The sequence below is a fragment of the Pseudomonas sp. S49 genome (assembly GCF_009866785.1).
Taxonomy (GTDB): Bacteria; Pseudomonadota; Gammaproteobacteria; order Pseudomonadales; family Pseudomonadaceae; genus Aquipseudomonas.
In genome coordinates, this window is the sequence record NZ_CP019432.1 from 4,637,575 (window position 1) to 4,651,335 (window position 13,761).

Genomic DNA, 13,761 nt, shown 5'->3' on the forward strand with positions numbered 1-13,761 from the left:
TTCGGAATTTAATCTTGACGATGACCTACTCTCACATGGGGAAACCCCACACTACCATCGGCGATGCATCGTTTCACTGCTGAGTTCGGGATGGGATCAGGTGGTTCCAACGCTCTATGGTCGTCAAGAAATTCGGGTACTGAGTCGTGGCCTTGTGGCCTCGCTTCAGCAAATTGGGTATGTGACAGCTTTCGGTGTTTTTTGTGAGATTCGAACTTTCGGTTCGTTTCGTCTTCACACACCGCAATCTGGCCTTTCGACGCAAATTGCTTGGGTGTTATATGGTCAAGCCTCACGGGCAATTAGTATTGGTTAGCTCAACGCCTCACAGCGCTTACACACCCAACCTATCAACGTCGTAGTCTTCGACGGCCCTTCAGGGAACTCAAGGTTCCAGTGAGATCTCATCTTGAGGCAAGTTTCCCGCTTAGATGCTTTCAGCGGTTATCTTTCCCGAACATAGCTACCCGGCAATGCCACTGGCGTGACAACCGGAACACCAGAGGTTCGTCCACTCCGGTCCTCTCGTACTAGGAGCAGCCCCTCTCAAATCTCAAACGTCCACGGCAGATAGGGACCGAACTGTCTCACGACGTTCTAAACCCAGCTCGCGTACCACTTTAAATGGCGAACAGCCATACCCTTGGGACCGGCTTCAGCCCCAGGATGTGATGAGCCGACATCGAGGTGCCAAACACCGCCGTCGATATGAACTCTTGGGCGGTATCAGCCTGTTATCCCCGGAGTACCTTTTATCCGTTGAGCGATGGCCCTTCCATACAGAACCACCGGATCACTAAGACCTACTTTCGTACCTGCTCGACGTGTCTGTCTCGCAGTCAAGCGCGCTTTTGCCTTTATACTCTACGACCGATTTCCGACCGGTCTGAGCGCACCTTCGTACTCCTCCGTTACTCTTTAGGAGGAGACCGCCCCAGTCAAACTACCCACCATACACTGTCCTCGATCCGGATAACGGACCTGAGTTAGAACCTCAAAGTTGCCAGGGTGGTATTTCAAGGATGGCTCCACGCGAACTGGCGTCCACGCTTCAAAGCCTCCCACCTATCCTACACAAGCAAATTCAAAGTCCAGTGCAAAGCTATAGTAAAGGTTCACGGGGTCTTTCCGTCTAGCCGCGGATACACTGCATCTTCACAGCGATTTCAATTTCACTGAGTCTCGGGTGGAGACAGCGCCGCCATCGTTACGCCATTCGTGCAGGTCGGAACTTACCCGACAAGGAATTTCGCTACCTTAGGACCGTTATAGTTACGGCCGCCGTTTACCGGGGCTTCGATCAAGAGCTTCGCGTTAGCTAACCCCATCAATTAACCTTCCGGCACCGGGCAGGCGTCACACCCTATACGTCCACTTTCGTGTTTGCAGAGTGCTGTGTTTTTAATAAACAGTCGCAGCGGCCTGGTATCTTCGACCGGCATGAGCTTACGGAGCAAGTCCTTCACCCTCACCGGCGCACCTTCTCCCGAAGTTACGGTGCCATTTTGCCTAGTTCCTTCACCCGAGTTCTCTCAAGCGCCTTGGTATTCTCTACCCAACCACCTGTGTCGGTTTGGGGTACGGTTCCTGGTTACCTGAAGCTTAGAAGCTTTTCTTGGAAGCATGGCATCAACCACTTCGTGTTCTAAAAGAACACTCGTCATCAGCTCTCGGCCTTAAGATCCCGGATTTACCTAAGATCTCAGCCTACCACCTTAAACTTGGACAACCAACGCCAAGCTGGCCTAGCCTTCTCCGTCCCTCCATCGCAATAACCAGAAGTACAGGAATATTAACCTGTTTTCCATCGACTACGCTTTTCAGCCTCGCCTTAGGGACCGACTAACCCTGCGTCGATTAACGTTGCGCAGGAAACCTTGGTCTTTCGGCGTGGGTGTTTTTCACACCCATTGTCGTTACTCATGTCAGCATTCGCACTTCTGATACCTCCAGCAAGCTTCTCAACTCACCTTCACAGGCTTACAGAACGCTCCTCTACCGCATCACCCGAAGGTGATACCCGTAGCTTCGGTGTATGGTTTGAGCCCCGTTACATCTTCCGCGCAGGCCGACTCGACTAGTGAGCTATTACGCTTTCTTTAAAGGGTGGCTGCTTCTAAGCCAACCTCCTAGCTGTCTAAGCCTTCCCACATCGTTTCCCACTTAACCATAACTTTGGGACCTTAGCTGACGGTCTGGGTTGTTTCCCTTTTCACGACGGACGTTAGCACCCGCCGTGTGTCTCCCATGCTCGGCACTTGTAGGTATTCGGAGTTTGCATCGGTTTGGTAAGTCGGGATGACCCCCTAGCCGAAACAGTGCTCTACCCCCTACAGTGATACATGAGGCGCTACCTAAATAGCTTTCGAGGAGAACCAGCTATCTCCGAGCTTGATTAGCCTTTCACTCCGATCCACAGGTCATCCGCTAACTTTTCAACGGTAGTCGGTTCGGTCCTCCAGTTAGTGTTACCCAACCTTCAACCTGCCCATGGATAGATCGCCCGGTTTCGGGTCTATTCCCAGCGACTAGACGCCCTATTAAGACTCGCTTTCGCTACGCCTCCCCTATTCGGTTAAGCTCGCCACTGAAAATAAGTCGCTGACCCATTATACAAAAGGTACGCAGTCACAGAACAAAGTCTGCTCCCACTGCTTGTACGCATACGGTTTCAGGATCTATTTCACTCCCCTCTCCGGGGTTCTTTTCGCCTTTCCCTCACGGTACTAGTTCACTATCGGTCAGTCAGTAGTATTTAGCCTTGGAGGATGGTCCCCCCATATTCAGACAAAGTTTCTCGTGCTCCGTCCTACTCGATTTCATGACCAAGAGATTTTCGCGTACAGGGCTATCACCCACTATGGCCGCACTTTCCAGAGCGTTCCGCTAATCTCAAAGCCACTTAAGGGCTAGTCCCCGTTCGCTCGCCACTACTAAGGGAATCTCGGTTGATTTCTTTTCCTCAGGGTACTTAGATGTTTCAGTTCCCCTGGTTCGCCTCTTGCACCTATGTATTCAGTACAAGATAACCATCTTATGATGGCTGGGTTCCCCCATTCAGACATCTCCGGATCAAAGTCTGTTTGCCGACTCCCCGAAGCTTTTCGCAGGCTACCACGTCTTTCATCGCCTCTGACTGCCAAGGCATCCACCGTATGCGCTTCTTCACTTGACCATATAACCCCAAGCAATCTGGTTATACTGTGAAGACGACATTCGCCGAAAATTCGAATTTCTCAATTAAGAGAACTCACAAATTTTACCTTAGCCTGATCCGTTACCAGTGAAAGTAACGTTCAGTCTATCTTTCTATCACATACCCAAATTTTTAAAGAACGATCTAATCAAAAGACTAGAAATCAATATTCTCAATGGAATACTCATTTCTAAGCTTTCAGAAGCAGTTATATGGTGGAGCCAAACGGGATCGAACCGTTGACCTCCTGCGTGCAAGGCAGGCGCTCTCCCAGCTGAGCTATGGCCCCATAACAAAATTGGTGGGTCTGGGCAGATTCGAACTGCCGACCTCACCCTTATCAGGGGTGCGCTCTAACCAACTGAGCTACAGACCCAATTTCGAGCGCGTAACTGTTAGCTTGGAGCTATCAGCTTGGAGCTTAAAGCTGCTTCTATCGTCTTCTTCAATGAATCAAGCAATTCGTGTGGGAACTTATGGAGCAGCTGATGTCGTCGATTAAGGAGGTGATCCAGCCGCAGGTTCCCCTACGGCTACCTTGTTACGACTTCACCCCAGTCATGAATCACACCGTGGTAACCGTCCTCCCGAAGGTTAGACTAGCTACTTCTGGTGCAACCCACTCCCATGGTGTGACGGGCGGTGTGTACAAGGCCCGGGAACGTATTCACCGTGACATTCTGATTCACGATTACTAGCGATTCCGACTTCACGCAGTCGAGTTGCAGACTGCGATCCGGACTACGATCGGTTTTATGGGATTAGCTCCACCTCGCGGCTTGGCAACCCTTTGTACCGACCATTGTAGCACGTGTGTAGCCCAGGCCGTAAGGGCCATGATGACTTGACGTCATCCCCACCTTCCTCCGGTTTGTCACCGGCAGTCTCCTTAGAGTGCCCACCATAACGTGCTGGTAACTAAGGACAAGGGTTGCGCTCGTTACGGGACTTAACCCAACATCTCACGACACGAGCTGACGACAGCCATGCAGCACCTGTCTCAATGTTCCCGAAGGCACCAATCCATCTCTGGAAAGTTCATTGGATGTCAAGGCCTGGTAAGGTTCTTCGCGTTGCTTCGAATTAAACCACATGCTCCACCGCTTGTGCGGGCCCCCGTCAATTCATTTGAGTTTTAACCTTGCGGCCGTACTCCCCAGGCGGTCAACTTAATGCGTTAGCTGCGCCACTAAGAGCTCAAGGCTCCCAACGGCTAGTTGACATCGTTTACGGCGTGGACTACCAGGGTATCTAATCCTGTTTGCTCCCCACGCTTTCGCACCTCAGTGTCAGTATCAGTCCAGGTGGTCGCCTTCGCCACTGGTGTTCCTTCCTATATCTACGCATTTCACCGCTACACAGGAAATTCCACCACCCTCTACCATACTCTAGCTCGACAGTTTTGAATGCAGTTCCCAGGTTGAGCCCGGGGATTTCACATCCAACTTAACGAACCACCTACGCGCGCTTTACGCCCAGTAATTCCGATTAACGCTTGCACCCTCTGTATTACCGCGGCTGCTGGCACAGAGTTAGCCGGTGCTTATTCTGTCGGTAACGTCAAAATTGCAGAGTATTAATCTACAACCCTTCCTCCCAACTTAAAGTGCTTTACAATCCGAAGACCTTCTTCACACACGCGGCATGGCTGGATCAGGCTTTCGCCCATTGTCCAATATTCCCCACTGCTGCCTCCCGTAGGAGTCTGGACCGTGTCTCAGTTCCAGTGTGACTGATCATCCTCTCAGACCAGTTACGGATCGTCGCCTTGGTGAGCCATTACCTCACCAACTAGCTAATCCGACCTAGGCTCATCTGATAGCGCAAGGCCCGAAGGTCCCCTGCTTTCTCCCGTAGGACGTATGCGGTATTAGCGTTCCTTTCGAAACGTTGTCCCCCACTACCAGGCAGATTCCTAGGCATTACTCACCCGTCCGCCGCTGAATCCAGGAGCAAGCTCCTCTCATCCGCTCGACTTGCATGTGTTAGGCCTGCCGCCAGCGTTCAATCTGAGCCATGATCAAACTCTTCAGTTCAAACATCTCTGGGTTTTTAAGAAACCCTAAACTTGGCTCAGCAATCGTTGGTTACACCTTTGATTTCTCGCGGAGTAACTTGTGATGCTGATAATCTTGTTGACTATCAGTCTGACTCCACAAGCACCCACACGAATTGCTTGATTCAGTTGTTAAAGAGCGGTTGGTTAAGATCTTTCGTCTCAACCGAGGCGCGCATTCTACAGCAGCCTCATTTGCTGTCAAGTGATTATTTTCAGAAGTTTTCGAAGAATTCTTCAACAACTTCAACCACTTGCGCTTCCGATCTCTCGTCAGCGGGAGGCGAATTCTACAGCGTTACACGCTGCTGTCAACACCTCTTTTTCAACTTCCTTCTGGCTTCGATGAACTGAAGCAACCTGCTGCCGAAACCTACATAACTCATTGAATCTCAAGGAGTTTTCCGTTTCGACTGCGCCGGAAGTGGGGCGAATTATAGACATCTCAAATCTGCCGTCAACCGTTAATTTCAGTTTTCTATCGATACTGGGAAAAAGCCTTCTCTATATAGACGTAACCGCAACGAATGCGCAGTATATTGCCCAATAACAAAACAAAACCTTGTTCTTACCTCGGACGATGCCACGCAATGAATGACCAGCCACGCTCTCTTGCCTCAATGTTGTTCCCGGTTGGCCTGCTATTAATAGCCATGGCGTCGATCCAGTCCGGTGCCTCACTGGCCAAAAGCATGTTTCCCATCGTCGGCGCTCAGGGAACCACCACACTGCGCCTGATCTTTGCCAGCGTGATCATGCTGTTAATCCTGCGTCCCTGGCGAGCCAAGCTTACGGCCAAATCGCTGCGCACGGTCGTCGTCTACGGGATGGCATTGGGCGGAATGAACTTCCTCTTCTATATGTCATTGCGCACGGTTCCGCTGGGTATTGCCGTCGCACTCGAATTTACCGGGCCACTGGCCGTCGCCATCTATGCTTCCCGCCGTGCCATCGACTTTGTCTGGATCGCCTTGGCCGCTGTCGGCTTGATGTTGCTGATTCCAACAGGCGCGACCAGTGCTGGAATCGACCTGATGGGCGCCGGGTATGCGCTGGGAGCGGGTGCTTGCTGGGCGCTATATATTCTGTTCGGCCAGAAGGCCGGCGCCGATAACGGAATCACGACTGCAGCGTTGGGGGTGATGATCGCGGCGTTGTTCGTCGCTCCTATCGGCATCGTGCATGCTGGTGCAGCCCTTTTGACCCCCTCGTTGATCCCGATTGCCATTGGTGTCGCCATTCTGTCCACCGCCCTGCCTTACACGCTGGAGATGGTCGCCCTGACCCGGATGCCGGCACGCACCTTTGGCACATTGATGAGTATCGAACCGGCCTTCGGCGCGTTATCAGGACTGTTGTTTCTGCATGAATTCCTCACGCTGTCACAATGGATGGCGATCCTGTGCATTATTCTGGCGTCCGTCGGCGCAACCATGACGATGGGCAGTGCTGCGAAACCCGCAATCGCGGCTGATTGAAAGAGGTTTTGACGAAGGTCTGGCAATTGGCGCACATTTAGGCCATGTTTAGACCCGTAACCCAATGCCAGACATGGATTTTTTCGGACAGGGACTTCAAAAAGCTTAGAGCGCACGCGAACACAGGCAAACCCGAGCGTTAGACTCGTGGCCGCTATAAGGACGGTAATGAAACGAATTTTGATACTGATCGCCATACTGGCTGTTGCGGGTTGTGCGGCGACTTCGGAAACTCAGGTAAAACGCGGGAAAAAAGGGCTGCACATCAACTGTTCAGGGCTATCGTCCTCCTGGGACAAGTGCTACGCCAGTGCCGCCAATGCCTGCTTGCCGAAAGGCTACAAGGTCATCGCCAAGTCCGGTGACGCCGTGGAAGAACCCGGCGATTACCCGTTCGGTCTCAATCCTGCGGGTTACACCAGTCGCAGCATGATTGTCATCTGTAAATAGATCAGCGCTGCCCGGCAATCTGCCGGCCAATCTCTTCATGGCTGGACTTCAGCACCGCTTGCTGAACGTCCGGCGTGGCCAACATGCGCGCCACTACCAATGCTCCGACGCATTGCGACAGCACCGACCAGGCCAGGGTCTCGCTCTCCAGTATCTGTGCCCAACGCTCCTGGAGGCGACAAATCCACAGCTCGGCCTGTTCGCGCACCTGCACATCCGATCGGGCAATTTCCGCCCCCAGCGCTGGTAACGCACAACCGGCCTCAGGTTGTTCTACGTGGGCCATGCTCAGATAGTGTTTGAGACAACGCTCCAGTCGTTCACGATCCTGCGCCCCCTCTCCCCCCAACCGCTCAAGGCTTTGACCCAACTCTCGCTCGACGATAGCAGTGAACAACGCATCTTTGGACGAGAAGTGACTGTAGAACGCCGCCCCACTCAACCCGATAGCCTTCATCAAACCATCGACGCCCACCGTGGAAAAACCCGATCGCTTTGCTGACAACGCACTGCTCTGCAAGAGTTTTTCCCGGGTTTCCAGCTTGTGACTGGCGGAGTAACGCATGTGTTTGCCCTCGAATCGACTGCCTTGACGTTGCCCGGATCCTAGCATAACGTTCGTTCACTTAACGATCGTTTAATAAAGGGATTCACCCATGAACAACAAGAAGGTCGTATTGGTTGTCGGCGCCGGCGATGCCACGGGCGGAGCGATTGCCAAGCGTTTTGCCAAAGAAGGATTCGTCGCCTGCGTCACCCGCCGCAGCGCCGACAAATTGCAGCCACTGGTGGATGCAATCAAGGCTGAAGGCGGCGAAGCCCATGGCTTTGCCTGCGATGCGCGCAAGGAAGAAGACGTCATCGCCTTGATTGAAGACATCGAAACCCGCCTCGGTCCGGTCGAAGCCTTTGTCTTCAACATTGGCGCCAACGTGCCGTGCAGCATTCTTGAAGAAACCGCTCGCAAATATTTCAAGATCTGGGAAATGGCCTGCTTCTCAGGCTTTCTCAATGCCCGTGAAGTGGCCAAACGCATGGTCACGCGCAATCGCGGCACGATTCTTTTCACCGGTGCCACCGCAGGACTTCGTGGCGCATCCGGGTTCGCCGCTTTCGCTGGTGCCAAACACGGTATCCGCGCGCTGGCGCAAAGCATGGCGCGGGAACTGGGGCCGATGAACATCCACGTCGCCCATGTGGTGGTCGATGGTGCGATCGACACCGATTTCATTCGCAAAAGTTTCCCCGAGAAGTACGCCACGAAAGATCAGGATGGCATCCTCAATCCCGAGCACATCGCCGAGAACTACTGGTATCTGCACAGTCAGCCACGGGATGCCTGGACGTTCGAACTGGATCTGCGCCCCTGGAACGAACGCTGGTAACCCCCCGCCATAACAATAACGACAGAGACGCGAAAATGACGAAAACCGTGGAGTTCTATTTCGACCTCGGCAGCCCTGCCACCTATCTGGCCTACACCCAGTTACCGAAGATTTGCGCCGAAACGAACAGTGCACTGATCTACATCCCGATGCTGCTCGGTGGCGTCTTCAAGGCAACCGGCAACGCATCGCCGGCGATGATTCCGGCGAAGGGTCGGTATATGTTCGAGGATCTGGACCGCTACGCGAAACGCTACGGGGTGCCGCTGACATTCAATCCGCACTTCCCGATCAACACACTGATGTTGATGCGTGCGGTTACCGGCATCCAGTTGCGTCAGCCAGAACGCTTTCAGGCGTTTATCAATTGCCTGTTCACAGCACTGTGGGTTGACGGACGCAGCCTCGACGAACCCGAAACGGTTGCCGCCGTACTGAGCAAACACGGTTTCGATCCACGGGAAATACTGGCGTTAAGCAGTGACGAATCCGTCAAAGCCGTACTCAAGGACAACACCGAGACCGCAGTTAAACGCGGCGTGTTCGGCGCGCCGAGCATGTTCATCGGCAATCAACTGTTCTTCGGCCAGGATCGGCTCGACTTTGTTGAGGAAGCCTTGCGCCAAGGCTAAGCAATCATTCAGGCGCTGAACACAGCGCCTGAATCCCGGCCGATCAGATAGCCGCAGTACGGGTGTTCAGCCATTCCAGCGCCGCACCCTCAAGCAACGGACTCAAGCGCTCACGCACTTGCGCGTGGTAGGCGTTGAACCACTGTTTCTCTTCCTCCGACAGCAGCGCCGGCAGCAGGCAACGTGTGTCGATCGGGCACAGCGTCAAGGTTTCAAACTTGAGGAATTCACCGAATTCGCTGCTGCCCGCCTCGCGGTTCATCGCCAGGTTTTCGATACGCACGCCCCAACGACCCGGACGGTAAGTGCCCGGCTCGATCGAGGTGATCATTCCCGGCTGCATGGCCGTCTGCGGTGCCGGCACTGCCTGATAGGCAATCACTTGCGGGCCTTCATGGACGTTGAGGAAATAGCCAACGCCGTGACCCGTACCGTGACCGTAATCCACGCTGTCGGCCCAGATCGGCGCACGGGCAATGGCATCGAGCAGCGGCGAGAGAATGCCTTTCGGGAACTGTGCACGCGACAGCGCAATCACGCCCTTCAACACGCGCGTGCAATCGCGCTTCTGCTCTTCAGTCGGCGTACCGACCGGCACCATCCGCGTAATGTCCGTGGTGCCGCCGAGGTATTGTCCACCCGAGTCGATCAGCAGCAAGCCGTCACCCTCGATCACCGCATGCTCTTCTTCGGTGGCGTGGTAATGCGGCATGGCGCCGTTGGCGTTGAACGCGGCGATGGTGTTGAAACTCAGCGATACATAATCCGGACGACGTTCGCGGGCAGCGGTGAGCTTCTCGTCGATGGTCAGTTCGGTGATGCGTTCGCGGCCCCAGGCCGATTCCAGCCAGGCGAAAAACTCGCACAGCGCCGCGCCGTCCTGCTCCATCGCTTGGCGGATGTGCTGAGCATCGGCTTCACTTTTCTGCGACTTGGCCAACGTGGTCGGGTTCAAGCCTTCGACCAGCTTCACGCCGCTGTCGAGGTTATCCAGCAAACCGCTGGTCACTCGCGCCGGGTCAACCAACAGGCTCGCGCCACTCGGCACGGCACGCAGGGCATCAGCGACTTCTGTGTAATCACGTAGCGTTACACCATCCGTCTCCAGCACCGCGCGCAAATCTGCGTCGACCTTGCTCAGCGCTACGAACAACGTGGCCCGCTGCTGACCGATCAACGCAAATGAAACAAACACCGGGTTGAACGACACATCGCCGCCACGCAGGTTGAACAGCCAGGCAATGTCATCGAGAGTGGCGATGAAATGCCAGTCCGCCCCGCGCTCTTGCAAGGTTTCGCGCAGTTTGGCGAGTTTCTCGCCACGGCTGACCGTCGCTTGAGGTGGCAGATGCTGATAAATCGGTGCATTCGGCAGGCTCGGGCGATCGCTCCAGACTTCCTGCAACAGATCGATGTCGGTGCGCAGGCGCGCACCGCGTGCTTCGAGCTTGCTGCTCAGGGTACGCGCCGAGGCCACGGCCATCACCGCACCGTCGACCGCAACTACACCTCCTTCAGGTGTCTGTTCGGCAAGCCAGTCCAGCGGGCTCGGCTGACCGGGTTGCAGTTTGACCAGTTCGATGCCGCTGCCCTTGAGTTCTTTAGTCGCCTGCTCCCAGTAACGGCTGTCGGCCCAGACGCCAGCAAAATCAGCGGTGATGATCAACGTCCCGACCGAACCATGGAAGCCCGACAACCACTGCCGACCCTGCCAGTAACCCGGCAGATATTCCGACAAATGCGGGTCGGCGGACGGCACCAGCAGTGCGTGAATGCCTTCGCGGCGCATCAGTTCGCGGGTGTGCGCCAGGCGCTGGGGCACCGATCCTTCGGTCGAGGTCTGGGTACTCATCATGTCTCCTGCTAATCACTTCATCGTTATTGTTCGTAGCCGTGAGGTCGGCTCGTTTAAAGCCCTGTCGCCCAGAATGCCGGAGCACTGGCGCAGGCGGTCTTGATCAGTTGAACAGCCTTGTCGATATCTTCGGCGGTGGTGAAGCGGCCGAGGCTCAGGCGAATGGTGCGACCGGCCAGATGTGCGTCATGACCCAGCGCCAACAGCACGTGCGATGGCGTGTTACTGGCGGAGTTGCAGGCCGAGGTCGCGGAAAACGCGATCGAATGACTCAACGCCGCGCTGTTGAATTCGCCCTCACCGAACGTAAGGCTCAAAGTATGCGGAATGCGCTGAGTGGCGCAGCCGTTCAGGCTAACGCCCGGCAGGCTGAGCAATTGTTCGAGCAGGCGTTCGCGCAGTGCGACGATGGTTTTTTTCTCGGCCTCGAAGTTCTCGGCGGCCAAGGCAAACGCCGCGCCCATGCCGGCAATCTGGTGCGTCGCCAAGGTTCCGGAGCGCAAACCACCTTCATGACCACCGCCGTGAATCTGCGCCTGCAACCGCTGCTGCGCTCGTGGGCCGACATACAACGCGCCGATGCCTTTCGGGCCGTAAAGTTTGTGCGCCGAAAACGACATCAGATCCACCGGCCATTGCGCCAGATCGATGGCCACTTTACCGGCCCCCTGTGCCGCATCGACGTGGAACAACGCTTCACGACTGCGCACCACTTCGCCAATCGCTTGAACATCGTTGACCGTGCCCAACTCGTTGTTGACCAGCATCAGCGACACCAGAAAGGTGTCCTCACGCATGGCTTCACTGACCGCTTGCGGCGTGATCAGGCCATCGGCGTCCGGCACCAGATAGGTCACGGCGATGCCGGCGTCCTGCAATTGGCGGGCGGTATCGAGGATGGCTTTGTGTTCAATCTGGCTGGTGATGATATGGCCGCCGGAAACCCCGCGGGCCTGCGCCACGCCTTTGAGGGCGAGGTTATTGGACTCGGTGGCACCGGAGGTCCAGACAATCTGTTCAGCTCGGGCGCCGACCAGCTCGGCAACCTGCCGACGGGCTTGCTCGACCGTCTGCCGGGCCTGCTGGCCGAACGCGTGGGAGCTGGAAGCCGGGTTGCCAAAATTACCGTGAAACCCCAGACACTCGATCATCACCTGGATGACCCGCTCGTCGACCGGGGTGGTGGCGGCGTAATCGAAATACAACGGACGTGTGTTCATAAAAGACTCGCAGAGCGTGTTCCGGGATCAGGAGGCTCGTGTCTGCAAACGGTACGGCGCAGCCTTGTGAGCTGCGCGTCGGTTCGAGAGCGTCATCAATACCTGATCGGATGCCGTTAAAGAAGAACAACTTCATTTAAAAGTGCGTAGGAACGCTCCTGAAGCCGAGCTTAACAGGCATCCGGCCTGCGGTTGAAGCAATGCGTCAGCTAAAGCTTTCGAGAAGTAACGGGTACAGCGAAATCACCAGCAATGCCGCCATGCCCCAGTTGAACACGCGCAACCAGCGCGGATCCTTCAGCACATTGCGCAACAACGTACCGCAGGCGGCCCAGACGCCGACACTCGGCAGGTTGATGATGGCAAACACCGCAGCAATCACCACGACATTGGTGAAATAGCCCTGCATCGGCGTGTAGGTGCTGATGGCGCCGATCGCCATGATCCACGCCTTGGGATTGACCCACTGAAACGCGGCGGCGCCAAGGTAGCTGATCGGCTTTGCCTCGCCCTCGGCACTGTCACCGACGGGTCCCGAGTGAGCGATTTTCCACGCCAGATACAACAGATACGCCGCGCCGACATAGCGCAGAACCGTATAGAGAATCGGATAGTTCTGAAACACCGCGCCGAGGCCGAAGCCCACCGCGACAACCAGAACGAAGAAGCCACAGGTAATTCCGAGCATATGCGGGATGGTGCGGTTAAAGCCGAAATTCACCCCCGATGCCAGCAACATGGTGTTGTTCGGCCCCGGCGTAATCGAGGTGACAAGGGCAAACAGGGCAAAGCCCAACAGCAGGTCAAGCGAGAGGGTCATGGCAGGCAATCCATCAGGGTCATTCAGGTGTTGACCCTATCCCACACCGCCCGGCAAGCCCACGGACAGTTGGGTAAAACTTCTACCAGTACAGTTTGGTTTCAGCTAGGACGACCGTGCAGCTGTACGGCACGTTCGGCACTCATTTCAGCTTTCTTGTCGAACCGGGTCTGACCGAGCAATTGCGCTTTTTTTGCGTGATATTCGTCGAAGGACAAGCCGCTGCGATTCAGTGCTTCCATCGCCAACTCGCGGGATTCCTCATCGGTGTAGGGGCGCATTTCCGGCGAAACGTGTCCGGCACAACCGGCGAGTACGGAGACAGCGAGCAACAGGGAAACAGTCAGTAAACGATTCATGGGAGCGTCCTGGCGAGCAATGGGAGTCGATGGACAAAGGCTACGCCCGGGCACGCTCGCGCAGAAATCAACGCTCTCAATAGTGGCTATCAGGAAATCGACACGGGCCGGCATATATCTCCGAACGATCTATAAATATCGATTAACGTTCTTTTACGGAATAACAAACAGCCTTTATAACTTCATCCATGCGCTGAGCACTGTTGCTCCAGCAACTGTTGCTCAGCCAACACCGATTCAACAAAGCGCCTCGCTGCTCACAGGCGCGACCGCCACGCTAACGCTCAACGCCTTGTATACCGGGGCTTAC

General features: G+C 55.2%; 9 protein-coding genes, 2 tRNA genes and 3 rRNA genes. 4 read left to right on the plus strand and 10 right to left on the minus strand.

From position 1 onward, the window contains the following. Nucleotides 1-12: 12 nt before the first annotated feature. From rrf to PspS49_RS20325, 5 genes are all read right to left on the minus strand, one after another. Nucleotides 13-128: ribosomal RNA gene (gene rrf, locus PspS49_RS20305) — 5S ribosomal RNA — on the minus strand. A 153-nt stretch (nt 129-281) separates the two neighbouring features. Continuing rightward, a 23S ribosomal RNA gene (locus PspS49_RS20310) occupies nt 282-3,175 on the minus strand. Between the two features lie 234 nt (nt 3,176-3,409). Next, nucleotides 3,410-3,485: transfer RNA gene (locus tag PspS49_RS20315), tRNA-Ala, on the minus strand. Nucleotides 3,486-3,495: 10 nt separating this feature from the next. Beyond that, a tRNA-Ile gene (locus tag PspS49_RS20320) sits at nt 3,496-3,572 on the minus strand. Between the two features lie 123 nt (nt 3,573-3,695). Beyond that, nucleotides 3,696-5,232, minus strand: a 16S ribosomal RNA gene (locus PspS49_RS20325). The 16S, 23S and 5S rRNA genes sit together here with 2 tRNA genes alongside, the layout of an rRNA operon. A 610-nt stretch (nt 5,233-5,842) precedes the next feature. Between PspS49_RS20325 and rhtA the strand changes: the two genes are divergently transcribed. Next, nucleotides 5,843-6,730: a threonine/homoserine exporter RhtA gene (gene rhtA, locus PspS49_RS20330; RefSeq protein ID WP_160041233.1), complete on the plus strand. Its 888-nt coding sequence runs from the start codon at nt 5,843-5,845 to the stop codon at nt 6,728-6,730. A gap of 168 nt (nt 6,731-6,898) precedes the next feature. After that, nucleotides 6,899-7,180 (plus strand): hypothetical protein, encoded by a 282-nt coding sequence (locus PspS49_RS20335; protein WP_007917561.1) that lies wholly within the window; start codon nt 6,899-6,901, stop codon nt 7,178-7,180. 1 nt (nt 7,181) lies between these two features. On the opposite strand, the gene PspS49_RS20340 is transcribed toward PspS49_RS20335, so the two are convergent. Beyond that, a complete protein-coding gene (locus tag PspS49_RS20340) occupies nt 7,182-7,745 on the minus strand; it encodes a TetR/AcrR family transcriptional regulator (protein WP_150750756.1) in 564 nt (187 codons plus the stop codon). Between the two features lie 91 nt (nt 7,746-7,836). On the opposite strand from PspS49_RS20340, the gene PspS49_RS20345 reads away from it, so the two are divergent. Both PspS49_RS20345 and PspS49_RS20350 read left to right on the plus strand, forming a co-directional pair. After that, nucleotides 7,837-8,565, plus strand: coding sequence for an SDR family oxidoreductase (locus tag PspS49_RS20345; protein ID WP_160041235.1), 729 nt, complete (start codon nt 7,837-7,839; stop codon nt 8,563-8,565). A 35-nt stretch (nt 8,566-8,600) separates the two neighbouring features. Then, nucleotides 8,601-9,197, plus strand: coding sequence for a 2-hydroxychromene-2-carboxylate isomerase (locus PspS49_RS20350; protein ID WP_127929175.1), 597 nt, complete (start codon nt 8,601-8,603; stop codon nt 9,195-9,197). Between the two features lie 43 nt (nt 9,198-9,240). On the opposite strand, the gene PspS49_RS20355 is transcribed toward PspS49_RS20350, so the two are convergent. The 4 genes from PspS49_RS20355 to PspS49_RS20370 form a co-directional block, all read right to left on the minus strand. Beyond that, nucleotides 9,241-11,049, minus strand: coding sequence for an aminopeptidase P family protein (locus PspS49_RS20355; protein WP_160041237.1), 1,809 nt, complete (start codon nt 11,047-11,049; stop codon nt 9,241-9,243). A 56-nt stretch (nt 11,050-11,105) separates the two neighbouring features. Then, nucleotides 11,106-12,272, minus strand: coding sequence for an aminotransferase class V-fold PLP-dependent enzyme (locus PspS49_RS20360; protein ID WP_160041239.1), 1,167 nt, complete (start codon nt 12,270-12,272; stop codon nt 11,106-11,108). 205 nt (nt 12,273-12,477) lie between these two features. Then, nucleotides 12,478-13,092, minus strand: coding sequence for a LysE family translocator (locus tag PspS49_RS20365; RefSeq protein ID WP_095113070.1), 615 nt, complete (start codon nt 13,090-13,092; stop codon nt 12,478-12,480). A 101-nt stretch (nt 13,093-13,193) separates the two neighbouring features. Further along, entirely contained in the window at nt 13,194-13,451 is a 258-nt protein-coding gene (locus tag PspS49_RS20370; RefSeq protein WP_160041241.1) for a hypothetical protein, read from the minus strand. Nucleotides 13,452-13,761: the final 310 nt, after the last annotated feature.